This window comes from Chryseobacterium sp. SG20098, from assembly GCF_031844745.1.
GTDB classification, from domain to species: domain Bacteria; phylum Bacteroidota; class Bacteroidia; order Flavobacteriales; family Weeksellaceae; genus Chryseobacterium; species Chryseobacterium cucumeris.
Window position 1 is genome coordinate 2890771 of the sequence record NZ_CP134622.1, and the last position, 20943, is coordinate 2911713.

Here is a 20943-nt window from a genome sequence, read left to right on the forward strand (position 1 = left end):
AGGATAATGTCCACGATTCTTTAGCAGTTAGTATTAGCATTGTCATGCTGAGCGGAGTCGAAGCATTTTAATAAAGAAAACCTTATTTAGATTTCTTTGGAGTGACAGCCTGGGAAGAATAAATAGTATTGAAGGTAAAGATCCATCGTTGGATAAAGAATAAAAAACAGAGGGCTGGAAGCAGGAAGCCTGAAGCTGGAGGAAGAAGAATAGCGGATAGATGAGCTGGGCTACTTACTACGAACATCTATTATCTATTATCTATTATCTATTATCCACTGCTCATTACCTATTACTCATTACTTCTCTTTCTGTTTGGATTTTGTGTTAGTTAGTTTGGGGAGTATGTTGAGTGGGTTTAGTGTTGGTGTAGGTATATAACAAAAAAACCTTTATCGTAAAGATAAAGGTTTTTTAAAAATAAAATAAAAACTGGCGGCGGCCTACTCTCCCGCGTTAGCAGTACCATCGGCGCTGGTGGGCTTAACTTCTGTGTTCGGAATGGGAACAGGTGAGCCCCACCGCTAAAACCACCCTAAAGAAGGTATATAAGATATCAGAGGATAGATTTCAGATTTCAGACTTCAAGGTCTGGTATCTGATGTCTTATATCTGACATCTGTTTTAAGCGATAAAAACTTTCACAAAGACAAAACCTTCACTGCGCATAAAGCACTTGGTTTATATTAGTAACCATAGACTATAAATCTACGGGTAATTAGTACTACTTGGCTATGACATTACTGTCTTTACACCTATAGCCTATCAACGTCGTCATCTACAACGACCCTTAAAAGATGTCTCATCTTGAGGCGAGTTTCGCACTTATATGCTTTCAGTGCTTATCTCTTCCAAACGTAGCTACTCAGCGGTGCACCTGGCGGTACAACTGATACACCAGAGGTTTGTTCAATTCGGTCCTCTCGTACTAGAATCAAGCCCTCTCAAACATCTAACGCCCGCAATAGATAGAGACCGAACTGTCTCACGACGTTCTGAACCCAGCTCGCGTGCCACTTTAATGGGCGAACAGCCCAACCCTTGGGACCTTCTCCAGCCCCAGGATGTGACGAGCCGACATCGAGGTGCCGAACCTCCCCGTCGATGTGAGCTCTTGGGGGAGACTAGCCTGTTATCCCCGGAGTACCTTTTATCCTATGAGCGATGGCCCTTCCATACGGAACCACCGGATCACTATGTCCTGCTTTCGCACCTGATCGACTTGTAGGTCTCACAGTCAAGCACCCTTATGCCATTACACTCTACGCACGGTTACCAAGCGTGCTGAGGGTACCTTTGAAAGCCTCCGTTACTCTTTTGGAGGCGACCACCCCAGTCAAACTACCCACCACGCAATGTCCTTCTGAAAGAAGTTAGGCTCCAAGTAAGTAAAGGGTGGTATTTCAACGTCGGCTCCACAAACACTAGCGTGCCTGCTTCAAAGCCTCCCACCTATCCTACACATTACTTACTCAAAGTCAATACGAAGTTATAGTAAAGGTTCACAGGGTCTTTTCGTCCCATTGCGGGTAATCGGCATCTTCACCGATACTACAATTTCACCGAGCTCGTGGCTGAGACAGTGCCCAGATCGTTACACCATTCGTGCAGGTCGGAACTTACCCGACAAGGAATTTCGCTACCTTAGGACCGTTATAGTTACGGCCGCCGTTTACTGGGGCTTCAGTTAATGCCTTCGCTTACGCTAAGCACCTTCCTTAACCTTCCAGCACCGGGCAGGTGTCAGACCCTATACAGCATCTTTCGATTTAGCAGAGTCCTGTGTTTTTGATAAACAGTCGCCTGGGCCTCTTCACTGCGGCCAACATTGCTGTTGGCGTCTCTTCTTCCGAAGTTACGAGACTATTTTGCCTAGTTCCTTAGCCACGACTCACTCGAGCACCTTAGGATTCTCTCCTCGACCACCTGTGTCGGTTTTGGTACGGGTTGCTTCACTTCGGCTTTTCTTGGATCAGATTACACTACAGCAGCTTCGCCCGAAGGCTAGGCCTTGACTATTCCGTCAGTCTCCAGCAGCTACATCCAACCGTCCCCTTTTATTGTGAGCAAGTATGGGAATATTAACCCATTGTCCATCCACTACCCCTTTCGGGTTCGCGTTAGGTCCCGACTAACCCTCAGCTGATTAGCATGGCTGAGGAAGCCTTGGTCTTTCGGTGAGCAGGTTTCTCGCCTGCTTTATCGTTACTTATGCCTACATTTTCTTTTCTATCCGCTCCACAATACCTCACAGTACTGCTTCGGCGCAAATAGAATGCTCTCCTACCAGATATATCTAAAATATAAATCCATAGCTTCGGTAATATGTTTATGCCCGATTATTATCCATGCCGGACCGCTCGACTAGTGAGCTGTTACGCACTCTTTAAATGAATGGCTGCTTCCAAGCCAACATCCTAGCTGTCAATGCAGTCCAACCGCGTTGCTTCAACTTAACATATATTTGGGGACCTTAGCTGTTGGTCTGGGTTCTTTCCCTCTCGGACATGGACCTTAGCACCCATGCCCTCACTGCCGTAGAACATTTATTAGCATTCGGAGTTTGTCAGGAATTGGTAGGCGATGAAACCCCCGCATCCAATCAGTAGCTCTACCTCTAATAAACTTATATACGACGCTGCACCTAAATGCATTTCGGAGAGTACGAGCTATCTCCCAGTTTGATTGGCCTTTCACCCCTACCCACAGGTCATCCGAAGACTTTTCAACGTCAACCGGTTCGGTCCTCCACTCTGTGTTACCAGAGCTTCAACCTGCCCATGGGTAGATCACAAGGTTTCGCGTCTAATCCTACTAACTATGCGCCCTATTCAGACTCGCTTTCGCTCCGGCTCCGGTACTTAATACCTTAACCTCGCTAGTAAAATTAACTCGTAGGCTCATTATGCAAAAGGCACGCCGTCACAGCATTACGCTGCTCCGACCGCTTGTAGGCGTACGGTTTCAGGTTCTATTTCACCCTTCTATTCGAAGTGCTTTTCACCTTTCCTTCACAGTACTTGTTCACTATCGGTCTTTCAGGAGTATTTAGCCTTGGAGGATGGTCCCCCCATATTCAGACAGGATTTCACGTGTCCCGCCCTACTCATTTATCATCTCTATATGCCTTTCGAGTACAGGATTATCACCTTCTATGATTGTTCTTTCCAGAACATTCCTCTAAACATAAAAAGACTTTTGGGCTAATCCGCTTTCGCTCGCCACTACTTACGGAATCTCTTCGATTTCTTTTCCTCCGGGTACTTAGATGTTTCAGTTCTCCGGGTTTGCTCCTCTTGCGAGGTGACATGTCTTCAACATGCCGGGTTGCCCCATTCGGATATCTGCGGATCAATTCGTGTGTGCCAATCCCCGCAGCTTTTCGCAGCTTACCACGTCCTTCGTCGCCTCTGAAAGCCTAGGCATCCGCCATACGCCCTTAACGATTTCTTTCCTATTGGTTACTCAAGCGCTTTATGCGCTCGGTTTTCTCTTTGTGATGTCTTTACCGTTAATGTCAATGATCTTAATTTCTTTCTTTCAAACTGATGAACAAATGTTGTTTTTGGCTCCATTCGTAACTTTTAAATCAGTCCTCCAAAACTGTGGAGAATAAGGGAGTCGAACCCTTGACCTCCTGCGTGCAAGGCAGGCGCTCTAGCCAGCTGAGCTAATTCCCCTCTAGTAGACTTTAGATATCAGATTCCAGATCTCAAACCTAAATGTCTGATGTCTAATAGCTGATCTCTTCCTGTCTTTCAATTAGTAGTCTCGGGCAGGCTCGAACTGCCGACCTCTACATTATCAGTGTAGCGCTCTAACCAGCTGAGCTACGAGACTGTCTTTTAGACGTAAAAGATGATAGGCTGATAGATAATAGACTAATTTCTTCGTCTTTCTCTCTCTGCTTTTATCTTCTTTGCCTCTCTCAATCCCTTTACTAATTTCTAGTGGGTTTTGTATTTTTATATATCAACCAAACAAAAAACTAAAGCTATGCTTTAAGTAAGTATTTTGTATCTTACGATACTGATTTTGTTTAACGTCCTAAGACGCTCTAAAATGAGATGTTCCAGCCGCACCTTCCGGTACGGCTACCTTGTTACGACTTAGCCCTAGTTACCTGTTTTACCCTAGGCAGCTCCTGTTACGGTCACCGACTTCAGGTACCCCAGACTTCCATGGCTTGACGGGCGGTGTGTACAAGGCCCGGGAACGTATTCACCGCGCCATGGCTGATGCGCGATTACTAGCGATTCCAGCTTCATAGAGTCGAGTTGCAGACTCCAATCCGAACTGAGACCGGCTTTCGAGATTTGCATCACTTCGCAGTGTAGCTGCCCTCTGTACCGGCCATTGTATTACGTGTGTGGCCCAAGGCGTAAGGGCCGTGATGATTTGACGTCATCCCCACCTTCCTCTCTACTTGCGTAGGCAGTCTCACTAGAGTCCCCAACTTAATGATGGCAACTAGTGACAGGGGTTGCGCTCGTTGCAGGACTTAACCTAACACCTCACGGCACGAGCTGACGACAACCATGCAGCACCTTGAAAAATGTCCGAAGAAAAGTCTATTTCTAAACCTGTCATTTCCCATTTAAGCCTTGGTAAGGTTCCTCGCGTATCATCGAATTAAACCACATAATCCACCGCTTGTGCGGGCCCCCGTCAATTCCTTTGAGTTTCAAACTTGCGTTCGTACTCCCCAGGTGGCTAACTTATCACTTTCGCTTAGTCTCTGAAACTTACATTCCAAAAACGAGTTAGCATCGTTTACGGCGTGGACTACCAGGGTATCTAATCCTGTTCGCTCCCCACGCTTTCGTCCATCAGCGTCAGTTGTTGCTTAGTAACCTGCCTTCGCAATTGGTGTTCTAAGTAATATCTATGCATTTCACCGCTACACTACTTATTCCAGCTACTTCAACAACACTCAAGACCTGCAGTATCAATGGCAGTTTCACAGTTAAGCTGTGAGATTTCACCACTGACTTACAGATCCGCCTACGGACCCTTTAAACCCAATAAATCCGGATAACGCTTGCACCCTCCGTATTACCGCGGCTGCTGGCACGGAGTTAGCCGGTGCTTATTCGTATAGTACCTTCAGCTACCCTCACGAGGGTAGGTTTATCCCTATACAAAAGAAGTTTACAACCCATAGGGCCGTCGTCCTTCACGCGGGATGGCTGGATCAGGCTCTCACCCATTGTCCAATATTCCTCACTGCTGCCTCCCGTAGGAGTCTGGTCCGTGTCTCAGTACCAGTGTGGGGGATCACCCTCTCAGGCCCCCTAAAGATCGTAGACTTGGTGAGCCGTTACCTCACCAACTATCTAATCTTGCGCGTGCCCATCTCTATCCACCGGAGTTTTCAATACCGAATGATGCCATCCAGTATATTATGGGGTATTAATCTTCCTTTCGAAAGGCTATCCCCCAGATAAAGGCAGGTTGCACACGTGTTCCGCACCCGTACGCCGCTCTCAAGATCCCGAAAGATCTCGACCGCTCGGCTTGCATGTGTTAGGCCTCCCGCTAGCGTTCATCCTGAGCCAGGATCAAACTCTCCATTGTATGTTTGTCTGACTCACTCAAAGTTTTTAACGCTTTAGTTTTTCCTTACTTGGTTGTTATATTGTATGTCAATGATCTTTATATCTTTCGCTTTTCAACGAAGCAATCTCTCTGTCAGTGTCGCTCCGTATTTGCGAGTGCAAAAGTAAAACTTTATTTTTTAATGACCAAATGTTTTTGAAGAAAATTTTAAAGTTTTTTAAGTAACCTTAATCCTTCTCAAAACCTCAATCCCTCTACTCCTGCGCTCCCTCTAATTGGGACTGCAAAGATACAAACTCTTTTTAAACTGACAACTTTTTTTTTCAAAAAGTTTTAAAGTTTTTTTTCGTCCGTCTCTTTTTGGAAGTAATATCGTTTTTGCCCATCTAAAGGCTCTTCTGCGCTACTGAATGTCTTTCGTTTTTCAGTGGGGCAAAGATAGTAACTTCATACAACGCAAAACAAGTTTATTTAACATAAATTTCATATTCGGATAGGTTTTTATCTTAATCAGCTGGAAGGCAGAGAGAAAAATTTTAAACATTTGTTTGGAGGAGTGGACGAGAGGGGATTATTCGGCCGATGAGATGTGGGATTTTGGGGGTGGAACATCAAATAAGGTATCTATAATAATAAGGTGCAGGTTTGAATTGAATTCAGATGGAGGGAGTATCTTTATTAAATGAGATTCATTAGACTAAGCTCAGGATTGTAGCCCGTTCCCTATTGATATATATAATAAGATAAGGGAAGATTTTCAATAAAGCCTGTAAAAAATGTGACTGGAAATACATTTGAGCTAAAGCTCAGTACAAAGATTATATAAAAGAACGGGCTGAAGCCCGTTCCTATTGTTGATTTATATAGGCCAAAACCTACAATTGTTTAGTATAGAATGTTTCTAAGGTTTGATTTCCTTATATATTACGCTCAAAAACTCAGCGTAGGACTTCTCCAGGCCAATAATATCCCCGGATTTCAGATTCAAACCTCCTACTCCTGAATTATCTGGTTTTACTTTTAGAGAAGAAACCTGAAAATAGAGGTTGTCATCATTAGCTTTTGGCTGAACTTTCACCGTAGAGCCTAAAAGTTTTTTGGTTGAGATGGTATAAATTTCTCCCGGGACAATTTTTAATTTTAAAAAAGATCTTGGAGAGATTGTATAATCTTTACGGTTGATGTTGATCTTTTGATCTTTTTCAGAAGAGGCAAATATATACATCTCACCATGTTTAGCTGCTAGTTTTTCTTTGGGTGTATAATATAAAGCGATTTTATAATTGGCAGCATTGAATGCCTGAGGTGTACCATCAACATTTTCGAAAGGTTTTAATTCGAATGTATTGGCACCAATCTCTTTTGCTTTTTTATATACCAGAGAAAATACGAGTGCATCATCTTTTGAAAAACCCTGTACTTCTACTTCTCCTAAATAAATAGCATCTGCTACGGCTTCTTTTCTTAGTAAGAATTTATCTGAGTTGTCATTTGTTTTTTCAACTCTGGTCATATAAACATTTTGTGCGCTCCACAACTGGATACATAACACGGAAAAGAGGATTGCAATATTTTTCATATATATAGTATTAGTGTAAAAGGATATCGACACATTCTTCAAGACTGTTTTCCCAATGCTTAGGTTCTATTTTGTAAACTTCCTCTATTTTATCCAAAGACATTGTACTTCTTACAGGTCTTTGGGCAGGTGTTGGGTACTGTTCGGTTGTTAATGGATTTAATTTTATTGATGATTTTGAAAATTCAGCAATTTTTCTGGCAAATTCAAACCAGGTTGTCTCCGGATAGTTTGAGAAGTGGAAAATCCCATAGGTTTTCTGTGGCGTTTCAATAATCCTCATAATAGCTTCTGCCAAATCGTTTGCGTTAGTAGGCTGCCCAAACTGATCAGCAACGATTCCCAGCTCTTCTTTTTGAGAGAAAAGATTTAGCATTGTTTTCACAAAATTCTTATTAAATTCAGAATACAGCCATGAAGTTCTTAGGATGATTGTTTTTGGATTAATTTCCAGAGCAAGCTCTTCTCCTTCTCTTTTTGATGCACCATATACTCCTATCGGGTTTGTAAAATCATCTTCAGAGTATGGAAGATTTGTGGTACCATCAAAAACATAATCTGTAGAAACATGAATCAGAACAGATTTATAATCTGCGCATGCCTGAGCAAGATGAGCTACTCCACCAGCATTTACGGCAAAGGCTTTTTCTTTTTCTTTTTCCGCCAGATCAACTGCGGTATATGCAGAGGCATTGATGCAATAATCAGGTTTGTTATCATAAAAGAAATCATTCACCTGCTCTTCATTGGTAACATCTAAAATGGATGAGTCTGTAAATAAGAATTCATATAGATGTTCAAAATCCGGAGCAATCTTTTTTATGCAGTTTCCTAATTGTCCGTTACTCCCTATTACTGCTATTTTTTTCATTTGTTTATTATTAATTTTTAAATTGGGAACTTCAACAAGAAGTAGGTTTAAGAGTTCTTGGCATTCTGAGATCTTAAGAACTTTACTCTTGACTGGAAGTCTTTTTGGATAAGATCTACATAAAATTTATCAAAAATTTCTTTGATATCTTCGGGATGAACTTCAGATTTTCTTGTTTTGACATTAAAATAAATAACGGTTACCCAAAGTACAGCATGAATTGTTTTTTCATCAAGGCTTTTCATCAGAATTTCGACTTTTGCTGTTCTATCCTGTACATCGATGGTCTTGCTGCTGATCACTACCTGCGTATTATATCTTACTTCTTTCAGATAGGCTATTTCATTTTGAATAGCAATCCAGGTACAGCCGGTTTGCTTGGTATATTCTTCATAGGTAAATCCATAAAATGTTTCTACATGATCTTCCCGGGCATTGAACATATACTCAAGATATTTTACATTATTCAAATGTCCGATTGGATCACAGTCACTAAACCTAACTTTGACCGTAGTTGATACTTCTTTTTCCATTCGGCAAAAATAAAAAAACCACCTCTAAAAGAGGTGGTTAGTTTTATAAATCTTTGTTAATTTGCTGAAATTATTGAATTCCTAGTTCTTTCTTCACAGCTGGAGTTGCGTCTGGTCCTGCTTTATAAAGGAATGCTGTTGAGTTTGCATCCATAATATAATCATATCCACTAGCTTTAGCTACTTTTTCTACGGCATCGTTTAATTTTTTCTCAATAGGAGCGAAAGCTACATCTTGTTTAGACTGAAGATCTTTTTGAGCTTTTTCCTGCATTTGCTGGATTTCTTCAGCTAATTTTTTCATTTCTGCTTCTCTAGCATTGTTTTCCTCAGCTGTTTTCTTAGGAGCTTCAGTTTGGTATTGCTGATATTTAGTTTGAGCTGCGTCAGCTTTTTTCTTAATCTCAGCTTGTTTAGTATCCAAGAATGTTTTAAGATCAGCATCTGCTTTCTTTTTCTCCGGCATTGCGTTAAGAACTCCCATTACATCTAAAGTAGCAATTTTTTGAGCTTTTGCCATACCTACAGATACAACCATCATTACTGCTGCAAATAATACACTTAATTTTTTCATAACTGGTAAATAAATAATTTAATTTGTTTTTAGATTTTAAAATATAGCAAAAGTTAATTCTCTGATTATTTTTTGCCTTTGCTATTTGTCTTTTCCTTCTTGTCTGTCCCTTTTAATAGAATAGACAATACTTTTTCGGTGTAATCATATTTTGACTGAAGGAAAATAACACTAATGTTATTGCTTTTATCAAGAACTATGCCCAAGCCATTTTTTTCGGACATTGTTTTGATAGCTCCCCAAATCTGATCCTGAAATGGCTGAACAAGATTTGTTCTCAGTTTTGTAATTTCACCGTTAGCTCCAAAACGTAAGCTTGTTGTTGTTTTAATATTTTTATCAAGATCGGTAACTTCTTTTTCTCTAAGTTTAAGCTGGTCACCTATCAATAAAACTTTTTCACTTTCAAAAGCAGCCTTTTTTCTTTCATATTCAGACTGAAGGCTTTGAAGTTCAGATTCCCAGGTATCAATCTGAGAATTCAACCTAGCTTCAGCTTCTTTATACTGAGGTAATTTATTCAAAATTTCATTAGTATCCACTACTCCTATTTTTTGGGCATTGTTCAACCCGAAAAGCAAGAGGAATGCGAACGTGAAAATTATTTTAAAGTGCTTCATATTTATAATTATAATGTTTGGTTCATCAAGAAGTGGTTTCTCCATCCAGACTTATCACCAGAAATAGTCTTATCAAGACCTAGCGCAAAGTCGAATCCGATCAATCCAAATGCTCCCATATAAACTCTTACACCAATTCCCACAGATCTTTTCAACTGGAATGGGCTGTAAGAGCTCCATGAATTCCATACGTTACCACCTTCAGCGAATGTCAATGCGTAGATTTTTGCAGTCTGGCTCATTGAGATCGGATATCTTAATTCTAAAGTAAATCTGTTATAGATTGTACCTCCTCCTTTCTGTGTAATATCTTCTGCCTGGCCTCCTTCTGTAGTGGCATTTTCATAACCTCTTAAAGGAATCAATTCTCTACCATCATATCGACCTCCGAAAAGACCTGTTCCTCCCATATAGAATCTTTCGAATGGCGGAGCACCCAATTGGCTGTTATATCCATCCATGAATCCCATTTCTGCAGAAGATCTCAAGACCAGTTTTCCAATGATTTCATTGTAAACATCTGCTTTAAACTTGATTTTATAGAATTCCATCCACTTATATTTGTCAATGGCAGACATTGTGGAGTAATCTTTCTTCTTAAACAATGAGTATGGAGGAGTCAGTTTTGCTGAAAGCTCGATATTGGATCCAGTTGTTGGGAAAATCGGGTCAATACCTGCAGAGTTTCTGCTCAATCCTAAGTTGACACTGAAGTTATTGGCAGTACCATTATTTTCAGTGGAATCTCCAAACTGGAATGGATAGTTTTTGAAGTCATACTTCTGGAACTGTAAACCAGTATAAAGAGAGAAATAGTCATCCGGCCAGTTCAATAGCCTGTTCAGACCTACTGAAGCAGAGAAAATGTTCAATTTCTGAGCGTCTCCATATTGATCTGTATATCTTACTCTTGAGTTATTCAAACTTACAGAAAGAGCTGTTGGTCTTGTACCAAATAGCCAAGGTTCAGTGAATGATACTCCATAGTTCTGGAAGTACTGTCCTGCCTGCACCTGAACCGAGAACGTTTGTCCGTCTCCCTGAGGTACCGGTTTGAAATCTTTAAACTTAAGGAAATTCTTTAATGAGAAGTTATTAAATGTTAATCCTAAAGTACCGATGAAGCTGTTACCACCGTAACCTGCCTGTAGCTGAACCTGAGAAGATCCTTTTTCTACTAGTTTCCAGTTGATATCTACAGTATTATCCACCTGATTTGGCTGGATATCCTGTCCGATTTGCTGAGGGTCAAAGAATGACATCCCTGCTAAATCGAAATAGGTTCTCTTAATTTCTGTTTTCTTGAATAGCTCTCCTGGTTTTGTTCTTAGTGCTCTAAGAATTACGTGATCATGGGTTGTTGTATTCCCTTGCCATGTTACCTTATTCCAGGTAGCCTGCTCACCTTCATTAATTCTCACTTCAAGGTTTACAGCATCTCCTGTTACTGATTTTTCAACAGGTGTTACGTTTGAGAAAAGGTAACCATTGTTCATGTAAACAGATTTAATATCTGAATCATCCTCTTTACCTCCGTCTTCACCAACTTTTTTGTTGAAACCTACAGCATCGTAGATATCACCTTTCTTATATCCTAATAATCTTTGTAAATATTCTGTCGCGTATACAGTATTACCCGTGAATGTAACATCCCCGATATAATATTTTTTACCCTCGCTAAGTTTTACATTGATTTCGTAGTTATTTCTTTTGTTTCTCCATACTGAATCTGAAACAATTTTAGCGTCTCTGTATCCGAGGGAGTTGTAATAACTGATAAGACTTTGCTTGTCTTCCTGATATTTATCTTCAATGAATTTTGAGGACTTTAATATTCCACCGATACCAAAACGCTTTTGCTTAGTTTCTTTGAAAGCTTTATTTCTAAGTTTTCTATCGGTTACATTATCGTTTCCTTCAAATTCAATATGATCAATTTTGATTCTTTTACCCTTATCTACATTGATTGTCCAGTCTACCAAAGAAGGATCACCTGCATTGACTTTATCCTCAATAGTGATTTTAGCATCTGCAAAACCTTTTTTGATATAATCTTTAGGAACATGGGTTTTAAGGCTTGAAACTAAGTTCTGAGTAATCTTAGTTCCTGGTTTAAGGTTATTATCCTTTGCCAGTTTTTCACTTTTAGATTTACCGATTCCTTTTCCTGCAAATTTAACTTCTCCAAGTTCTTTCAGATCCTGCAGATGAAATTTCAGAACAATCGTTTGTCCTTCAATACTTTGAACATAAACTTCCACTTCAGAAAAAGATTGGGTATCCCAAAGCTTTTTTACAGCGTTGCTGATTTTCTGTCCCGGAATGTCTACACTTTCTCCTTTTGTAAGGCCCGTAAATCTTAAGATCTGAGCTGGTGTATATTTTTTTACCCCATCTACAACGATGTCTTTAAGTGTATAAGTTCCTGCCTCATTTTCTGCATGTACAGCATTATTTACTTTTGTGCTGTCTTGTGGAGTTACTTGTCCATAAAAATGTGCAGAAGCAGCAAACATAATGATGGGTAATAGTCTAAACTTCATTTTATCGAGTCTTTCTTTTCTTAAAATTTTATTGGCCATTTACCTGTTCACCGGTTAAACCATATCTTCTTTCCTTGTTTTGATAATCAACAATACATTGGAAGAAAATATCTTTGGTGAAATCCGGCCACAGAACATTTAAAAACTGTAATTCTGCATAAGCAATCTGCCAAAGCAGGAAGTTGCTTATCCTTATTTCGCCGCTGGTTCTGATCAGTAAATCTACAGGAGGAAAATCTTTTGTATAAAGATAGTTTTCGAATAAACTTTCGTTTATATTTTGTATCTCTACTTTTCCTTCTTTTACATCAGAACTTATATTTTTTACGGCTTCCAGTATTTCATTTTGCGAGCCATAGCTAATAGCCAATACAAGGTTTCCTTTTGTGTTTTCTTTTGTAAGCTCTACCACACGTTCCAACTGCTCTTTTACTATTGTAGGCAGTTTCTCAAGATTCCCTATAACATGCATTCTCAATCCTTTGCTGAAGATCTCTTCTGCTTCCAGCAGTAAGGTCTCTACCAACAGATTCATAAGGGTATTCACTTCTTCACTTGGACGATTCCAATTTTCTGAAGAGAATGTATACAGTGTTAAATAAGGGATATTAATCTCATTACATGCATTAATGGCATTTCTTACTGCATTAATAGCATTTTTGTGACCGAAAGTTCTTTCTTCGCCACGAGATTTTGCCCATCTTCCATTACCATCCATAATGATGGCTACGTGTTTTGGTAAATTCTCAGAATTTATTTTTTCTTTAATCAACGACATATTATTCACAATAACATGGAGGTCTTCCGAACGAATATGTAAGTCCTAAACTGAAAGTATTTATCCAGTCGTTGGATCTTCCATCTCCAATATTTCTCTTTTTAATAAACTCTGCTTCTCTTTCTTTAGAAACCGCATAATAATTTCCTGACTGTAATAATGAACCACCTGTAGCGGGATCCAAAATATCAGCATTAAAAGAAGTTTTTACATCTTTGGAAAGGATCTTACTATGATCCAACTGATCCGTCAATGTATATCTGAATGTAGCTTCTGCAAATATAGCCCAGGAATGGTTGAATTTATACTTCAAACCCACCCCAAAAGGAATATGCATTGTTACTTTTTTCCCTAGTGAATAATCTGTGGTGGTTGTAAAATCCAATTCATTGATCGGAGCTTGTGCTACACCATCAGCATCTCTCCTGAAATCATTTACAAGAGTAGCTTTAGGAGCATCAAACATCAAAGCACCGATACCTCCGAAGATGTAAGGGCTCAGCATGCTGATCTGCTCATTATTTACAGGGAAAAAGTTATATTCAAACATTAAACTCGCCTCATACACATTGTTTTTTCCGTATGAGTTTCTATTTCTTCTATAATCTTCTTTCGCCGCTTTATCACTAAACTGAATCTGATTGTATCCCAAATCCAATCTAACGGTCTGATGCGGATTAAAATTAAATCTATATAATAAACCACCATAAAATGGGATGCCCCAATCTGACGCTCTGCTTAAATCCAACGGCTTCTGTAAAATATAATTTGTCCTTCCTACATCTCCCACTAGGTTACTCATACCTAGACGAACTCCCAATTCGTTTCTTTGTGCTTTAACACTTACCACTCCAAGGAAGGCAAGGAAGCTAAACAATAATTTTTTATTCATAAAAGAATATGGATTTATGGTTATTTTAAAATTTAATTTTTGCAAATATAAAACATTTTTATATTAATGATAATCTTAATGTTTAGTTAAAAATAAACAAAAAAACATAATTTGTTATAAAGTAAACGGCAAAGTGGCAAAAATATTCTTTTTTTCATAGAATGAAAATACTTTAAATATGAAAAAACCCCCATTAAATGAGGGTTTAATGCTTTATTTTTTGTTGAATAATACCTGTACTTTATTTCTGATCCTTATCAGTAATGGCTCTTTATAATTTTTATCTTCATCAAAATAACCGTAACCATAGCCATATCCATAACCGTAACCATAGCCATATCCGTAGCCTTGCTTGGTATTATAGTCATTATAGACAAGTCCTAAATTATTAACTTCGTCATTATGATACTTTTCAGTAATCATTTTAAGCATATATTTTTCTGTGTATTCATGGCGTACAACATAAATATTAGCATCCGAATACTTCATCAGCTCATAGGAGTCCGCCACAAGCCCTACAGGTGGTGAATCTATAATAATGAAATCGTATTTTTCTTTAAGTTCTTCTATAAATCTGATATTTTTCTGGCTCATTAATAGCTCAGATGGATTGGGAGGGATAGGACCTGAAGTAGCAACATCAAGATTAGGGATCTTGGTTTTGTTAATAATCTGGTCAATATCTACTTCACCTGTAAGATAATTTGATATCCCATATTTATTATCAATCTTAAAGTCTCCAAAGATTTTCGGTTTTCTAAGGTCCATTCCTAATAAGATTGTTTTTTTATCACTTAATCCTATTACGGATGCCAGATTGATAGAGATATAAGTTTTTCCTTCTCCCCCAATGGATGAAGTAATCAAAATAACTTTTCCTTTTTCACTTTCATTGTCCATCAGGAATCTCATATTGGCTCTTATTCCCCTGAAGGCTTCTGATACAGATGATTTTGGCTGCTCCAGAACGGTAAGCATATTTTCATTGCTGTTATTTCCTATTACTCCGAGAAGTGGAATTTTTGTAGCACTTAAAAGCTCTTTAATATTTCTGATTTTACTGTCTAATACTTCACCTACAAAGATAAAGAGTAATGGAAGCAGCAACAATCCAGAGATAATGGCAGTTTTTGCTAACTTGACATTAGGCCCGATAGGTCTTTGTCCCAGATTTTTTGCAGGGTCAATCACTGTAATATCGGATTGATTGGTCGCCATTCTCATCTTAGTATCACTCTGTCTTCCCAGAAGACTATTATAAGTAGCCTCGATCATATTATAACCTCTTTCTGCATCCAGATATCTTCTTTCTTTTTCAGGATAAGATGCTAAATCTGAATTGGCTCCTGAAATATCACGGTCAATTTTGTTGATCTCATCATAATATCTGCTATAATATCCTCTTAAGCTATTCGATGATCCCATTCTTGCTTCATCAATAAGCCTGTTGATTTCTCTCATCGGCTCTGATGAAGGCTTATAAATAGAAGCCATTTCTGCTTTTTTGGTATACAGAGCTTTCAGTTCAGAAACGGTTGCTGAGAATACGCCATCTTCAAAACCAGCAGCATTGGTTCCGATCATTTTATCAAAATTTTGAGACTGCAGCGTGTTCTTTATATTGTTAAGTGAATTGATTTTGCTTATAATATCAGCTTTTTTAGCTTCCAACTCTTTTATTTTCTCAAGAGATTTTTCATCTCTGTCTTTAATATTATAAAGTTTTTCTGAGGTTTTTAAATAATTCAGCACATTAGCACTTGAATCAAGCTTTTTACGGATATTATCCAGATTTTCTTTTAAAAAGATGTCTGTGTTTTTATTAACTATATTTTTATCAGCCAATCTCTTTTTTTGTAATTCTGCAACAGATTTATTAAGGAAATTAACTGTACTATTAAGATTATATCCTGTTTTGGTAATAATCATAATGGATCTGATCTCTTTATCAAAGTCAACACCTGTAGTAGAAACAATCTCATTTACACTCTCATTTACTGAGTTCAGTTTTACAATGATATTATCCAACTTGATTTTAGTGGGAACAGGATTTCTAACCAGTCTGAATCTCAGGTTTGGGGAATTGTACCACTCATTGATTTTAATGATTTTATCAGCGGGTCTGCTATATGCGTTGATACTCTGGAAGCCTTCAATCTCATAATTATACAAGTTGGTAGATTCTCCTTCTTCGGGTAAAACTACTTGATAGGCTCCATCTCCTTTGGGTATCAGGGTAATAGGATAATTAATCTGCTGAAGATGGTTTTTATCGATCTGAAGAAAGACAGGTGAGTCATCTTTATCCAGATAGGTAGATTTTATCAGTCCTTTAGTAGAATAATTGACAAAAAGGTCAAGTTCTTTTACCAAAAATTCGTTATGCGATCTGGATAAAAGCATTTTCTTCAGATAAAGTCCATCCTGATTTCCGGTATCTCCCCAAATGAAGTTGATAGATTGATTAGCCTGTGTTGGTAAAAACTCAGACCCTTTACTGGAAGTACTTAATGATAAATCTGATGCATAAATATTTTGTGCATAGTAGTGAGTGTATCCCCATGCAAGCGTATAGCCAATAAAAAACATGAATACAAACCAATACCAGTTCTTAAGAACCCTTCTTAAAAAGTGTTCTAAATCAAATAATGCAAATGATCCATACTTTTCTTTCTGAGAATTATTCTTCTCTGCAGCGTTTACTCTTTCTGGAATCATGACTAAAGATTTTTAAGAAGTAAATAAATAGACAATGCTGTAGTAATCACCGAAACTCCTGTTGTCAAAGTCTGAATAGGGTCCTTTCCGAATCCATTCAAGCTTTTTGCTCTTGTGTTCAGATAAATTTCATCACCATTCTGCACATAATAGAAAGGAGAGTTCATAAGATCTTCGCGGGTAAGATCTATTTTGGCAATTTTGATTCCTTCCGGAAGTTTTCTGTGGATAACGATCTCTTTTTTGTCGATCGTTCTGTTCAGCCCACCATTGATAGCTAAAGCTTCAGTAATGGTAAGGGTATTTTTATGGGCTACTTTCTCTCCTGAAAGTCCTGTTGTTTCTACATCACCAAGAATATAATAGGTGATACCGTCTGTATTCAGTCTTACTTCAGACTTTCCTTCCTGGAAATTTTCATTTACTTTTTCCTGAATTTCTTTTCTGATATCCTCTAATGTTCTCCCCTCGGCTTTTACATAGCCAATTCCAAAAACATTGATATCACCATTGGAGTCTACCTTGAGTCCATTAAAATAAAAATTCATGTTTCCTCCTCTGCTTGCTCCAGAGATAGCACCAACTCCTCCTCCAACACCACCACCGCCTGACATAGCAGGACTCATTGCAACTCCGGTTCCAATTCCTCCTGAGGAATTGTAAGAAGAATAAAACTGTGCAGCATCTCCTTTGGGAGTTGTTACAATGTTAAGATTGAGGATATCATTTTTGGTAATCCTGTATACGGGAATATTGTAGGGAACGAGACCTTCTTCATTAATTACGAGACTCTCACTTGGCTGTAAGTATCTTACATCCTTTGTTGTAATACATGAGGTAACTAAAAGAGGGAATATTAAAAATAAATATTTAAAGTTTTTCATCATATATATAATATTGTTTACAAAAGTAATATTTAATTGTTAATTTTTGTTATTTCTTAATCGATATAGCAAATCTGGCAGATAAGCACCCAAAAAACCTATTGAAAGGATCACCAATAATAAAAGATTGACATTAATATGTCTTAAATAATAAGCTACTCCAACAATCATCAAATAGTAAAGGATAATATAGAAAGTTGATCTCCTATGGGTAAGGTTCAATTTTAACAGCTTATGATGAATATGGTTTTTATCGGCATCAAATGGGGATTTTTTATTGTAAAGTCTGATCATAATTACATTTAAAGTATCTACGATTGGAAGAATCAAGATGGCCACCGCAACTACAGGAGCAGACTGAAGGTGATATCTTGGAACATCGATGAGTTTCTTATCTATAAAAATATCTATAAAACAAATGGATGTAAAAGCCAATAAAAAGCCAAGGAGCATAGAGCCGGTATCTCCCATAAATATTTTTCGGGTACGGTAGTTTGACAAATTATAATACAAAAATGCCAATACAGTCCCAATGATAACAACAGATAGTATTACGAGCGGATAGTTATATTCTCCCAAACGGTAATAGCTTATTCCAAATAAAGCACTACAGATAACGGAATAACCTCCTGCAAGCCCATCTATCCCGTCAATCAGGTTGAACGCATTAATCAGAATAATAAATGTTACGATACTGAATATCACACTTACGAAATACTCCAGTTCATATACGCCGAAGATTCCGAATAAACTTCTTATTCTGATATCCGAACCAATAACAATGAGGGAAGACACAACAATTTGTGCAACAAGTTTTTTGTAAGCCCTCATTACAACAATATCGTCCATTACCCCCACATAGAGCAGGATAATTAATGAAGCAAATAAAAATTTGTAGAGATCAAACAATTCATAGGCAAAAATAGAGGCACAGATTCCAATTGAATAAAAGATGGCAATTCCACCAAGATTGGGAATTTCTCTAAGGTGCGAGCTTCTTATTCCAGGCTCATCCATCAGATTCTTTCTTCTTGAAATCTTGACAATGGTAGGAATAGAGAAAAATGTAATTAAAAAGGAGAATACGAAACCTAATCCTATTTTTATATAGAAAATAGGTATCCCCGATCCGCTTAAGAACAATTCAAAGTTTTTCATTCTTTTCTAATTCAGCACTTGTATCTCCAAAATAAAAAATCATAATAGGAACTTTATTATCATTTTCTATTGACCGAAACAATAGTACTTACATTTGTGTTTACTAAATCAACTTTCTTATCAATCTTTTTTGTCCTGCAAAAAACAACAGATAAAAAATCTTTTTCTTCAAAGGCAAAGATAAAAGATAATTCTTACCAAAACGACTATACTTCAATATATCTTGAATTTTTATTTGTCTTTCCTTCATAAAAAGAGCTAATTGATCCGACATACTATAAAATATTTCTTCTTTTTTAACAAAGGCCAGATAGGCTAAAAATGAGTATACGCCTTCAAAAATCTGAAAATTTTTCAACTCTTCTTTTTTGTGGGAATATGGGGATTTACTGAATATTTTTTCCACATCAGATACGGCTTTTAACATATCAATCCCTTTTTCCGTATGGGTTTTTGTAATAGAATCAGTACGTTCAAGGTACTGGTAATGAAAATTCTGAGTCTGCGCTATGGTTTCACATTCCAGCAAAAGCTGTGGAATAAGCTGAATATCTTCAAAATGAATTCCTTTTTTAAATCTTTTCTGATTAAAAAGCTCCTTTTTAAACAGCTTATTGCATGCAAAATAGCTGATATCTGAAAAAACAGAAAAATAATCTCCAAGTAGTATTTTCTCAGGCATATTGGGAAGCTGGGTCAGTTTTTGGATAATTTTTCCATTTTCGTCTACTTTCTGAATATTACAGATCACCATCTTCGCCTGGTGTTTTTCTGCTAAAAGAAGCATTTCTTCAAACATAGTTTCGGTGACATAATCATCACTGTCTACAAAACCAATGTAATCACCGGTAGCCTTATCAATTCCAAAATTACGGGCATCACTTAGCCCTCCGTTTTCTTTGGTAAAAGCTTTTATTTTATCCGGATATTTTTGTGCAAATTCTTTAATTATTTGTTCAGAATTATCTTTACTTCCGTCATTCACTACAAGAATCTCAATATCAGGAAGACTCTGCTTCACCAGGGAGTCAAGGCATTTTGTCAAATAATTTTCTACATTATAAACGGGAACAATAATGGATACTCTTGAGGGAACATTTGTCATACATTAAATTTTCGTCAGTCTTGCATTCAACCAGCCTTTTTTAGCTTCATCAAAATCCTTTCTGGAGCAGGGAATGCAGTTTTCTATATTTTCATCATCACCAAAATACCACAAATTACTGAAAGTATCACGCCTGAATGCATATTGCCTGTCATCTATCAAAACATAGAACAGTTCATAATGCCTTTCTTTAGGATGGGAATGCTGGATATTGATTCCTTCAATCAGATACCACAGCATTTGTGCTAAAAGCTGATGATTCAGCTGGTTTTCAGAATAAATATTATAATTAAAAATCCCGACAGATTTCAGGTTTTCACTCAATCCGATTTCCTTCATATAGGCACAGATTTCTCTTCTGTTCAACCCATTTACCTGCGGATTCATTGAAAAGGGTTCACTAAAGCTTTCAATAGCATCACAGTTTACGGTCACCAGATCTGCTTTTCTGAAGAACGGTTCTGTTTTTTCTGTAGAATTCATCATTTCAGCCAGTCGGATAATATCAAACTCTACTTCTTTGATGAGCCTTACGGAATCCATTTCATTCAAATGTTTTTGGTAACCCAGATGATGGTAGTTTTTAATGGAGAAATTTTTGGCTCCGAAAATCTTGCTTAAAAAAGTATGTTCATTGATGCTTTCTCCTTGCTGAAGAGAGATAATATTACTAATCTGGGTATAATTGAGGCTTTTCTTATGGAAATTCAATGCTGAAAATAATGAGAAAGCAAAATCATTGGAACCACCAATAATTACCGGAATAGCTCTTTTATAATGACATGCCGACAGCACTTCCTGTAAGATATAATGAGTATCCTGAACAGATTTTCCGGACACCAGATCTCCGAGATCAACAACAGGAATTTCGAAGTCCATCTGCGAAAGCTTGTAAAATTCTTTTCTTACCGCCGTAAAATCCTGCACTTCCGCATCGCCGCCCGCACCTCTGTAGTCTGATACAAACAAAAGAACAATACTGTCTTCTCTGATATCTTTTGTAATCCGATTTCCTATCTGCCAGCTCTCTGTTTTAAAATTTCTTGGTGAAATGATAAAGTCTTCGAAGTCCATATTTTAATTTAAAATGTAATAATTGATTAATCGCTTGATGTAACAAACATACAAA

The 20943-nt window shown here is 37.8% G+C and carries 13 protein-coding genes, 2 tRNA genes and 3 rRNA genes; all 18 read right to left on the reverse strand.

Features of this window, described 5'->3' with window-relative positions:
• Window positions 1-430 precede the first annotated feature (430 nt).
• The 18 genes from rrf to RHP76_RS13320 all read right to left on the reverse strand — a co-directional run bounded on the left by rrf (window position 431) and on the right by RHP76_RS13320 (window position 20888).
• Window positions 431-538 (reverse strand): 5S ribosomal RNA (rrf, locus tag RHP76_RS13235).
• 160 nt (window positions 539-698) lie between these two features.
• Window positions 699-3453, reverse strand: a 23S ribosomal RNA gene (locus RHP76_RS13240).
• A 153-nt stretch (window positions 3454-3606) separates the two neighbouring features.
• Window positions 3607-3680: transfer RNA gene (locus tag RHP76_RS13245), tRNA-Ala, on the reverse strand.
• An 86-nt stretch (window positions 3681-3766) separates the two neighbouring features.
• Window positions 3767-3840, reverse strand: a tRNA-Ile gene (locus tag RHP76_RS13250).
• 220 nt (window positions 3841-4060) lie between these two features.
• Window positions 4061-5577: ribosomal RNA gene (locus RHP76_RS13255) — 16S ribosomal RNA — on the reverse strand.
• Together the 16S, 23S and 5S rRNA genes with 2 tRNA genes alongside form the textbook arrangement of a ribosomal RNA operon.
• Before the next feature lie 883 nt (window positions 5578-6460).
• Complete coding sequence (locus tag RHP76_RS13260; RefSeq protein ID WP_120233191.1) at window positions 6461-7138, reverse strand: hypothetical protein; 678 nt, start codon at window positions 7136-7138, stop codon at window positions 6461-6463.
• A 10-nt stretch (window positions 7139-7148) separates the two neighbouring features.
• The gene (gene rfbD, locus RHP76_RS13265) at window positions 7149-8009 is read right to left on the reverse strand and encodes a dTDP-4-dehydrorhamnose reductase (RefSeq protein ID WP_311228379.1); all 861 of its coding nucleotides are present in this window, start codon (window positions 8007-8009) and stop codon (window positions 7149-7151) included.
• 47 nt (window positions 8010-8056) lie between these two features.
• A complete protein-coding gene (locus RHP76_RS13270) occupies window positions 8057-8542 on the reverse strand; it encodes an acyl-CoA thioesterase (protein ID WP_062675928.1) in 486 nt (161 codons plus the stop codon).
• Window positions 8543-8612: 70 nt separating this feature from the next.
• Complete coding sequence (locus RHP76_RS13275) at window positions 8613-9116, reverse strand: OmpH/Skp family outer membrane protein (protein WP_062675929.1); 504 nt, start codon at window positions 9114-9116, stop codon at window positions 8613-8615.
• Between the two features lie 65 nt (window positions 9117-9181).
• Window positions 9182-9736 (reverse strand): OmpH/Skp family outer membrane protein, encoded by a 555-nt coding sequence (locus tag RHP76_RS13280; protein ID WP_120233324.1) that lies wholly within the window; start codon window positions 9734-9736, stop codon window positions 9182-9184.
• Window positions 9737-9744: 8 nt separating this feature from the next.
• Entirely contained in the window at window positions 9745-12279 is a 2535-nt protein-coding gene (gene bamA, locus RHP76_RS13285) for an outer membrane protein assembly factor BamA (protein WP_123277696.1), read from the reverse strand.
• 28 nt (window positions 12280-12307) lie between these two features.
• Window positions 12308-13057, reverse strand: a complete 750-nt coding sequence (locus tag RHP76_RS13290; protein ID WP_311228380.1) for an undecaprenyl pyrophosphate synthase — start codon at window positions 13055-13057, stop codon at window positions 12308-12310.
• A gap of 1 nt (window position 13058) precedes the next feature.
• Entirely contained in the window at window positions 13059-13949 is an 891-nt protein-coding gene (locus RHP76_RS13295) for a type IX secretion system protein PorG (RefSeq protein ID WP_062675931.1), read from the reverse strand.
• A gap of 213 nt (window positions 13950-14162) precedes the next feature.
• A complete protein-coding gene (locus RHP76_RS13300) occupies window positions 14163-16667 on the reverse strand; it encodes a polysaccharide biosynthesis tyrosine autokinase (protein ID WP_062675932.1) in 2505 nt (834 codons plus the stop codon).
• Between the two features lie 2 nt (window positions 16668-16669).
• The gene (locus RHP76_RS13305) at window positions 16670-17554 is read right to left on the reverse strand and encodes a polysaccharide biosynthesis/export family protein (RefSeq protein WP_120233192.1); all 885 of its coding nucleotides are present in this window, start codon (window positions 17552-17554) and stop codon (window positions 16670-16672) included.
• Between the two features lie 36 nt (window positions 17555-17590).
• Window positions 17591-18709, reverse strand: coding sequence for a glycosyltransferase family 4 protein (locus RHP76_RS13310; protein WP_062675934.1), 1119 nt, complete (start codon window positions 18707-18709; stop codon window positions 17591-17593).
• A gap of 103 nt (window positions 18710-18812) precedes the next feature.
• Window positions 18813-19814 (reverse strand): glycosyltransferase family 2 protein, encoded by a 1002-nt coding sequence (locus RHP76_RS13315; protein WP_062675935.1) that lies wholly within the window; start codon window positions 19812-19814, stop codon window positions 18813-18815.
• 3 nt (window positions 19815-19817) lie between these two features.
• Complete coding sequence (locus tag RHP76_RS13320) at window positions 19818-20888, reverse strand: formimidoylglutamase (protein WP_062675936.1); 1071 nt, start codon at window positions 20886-20888, stop codon at window positions 19818-19820.
• Window positions 20889-20943 lie beyond the last annotated feature (55 nt).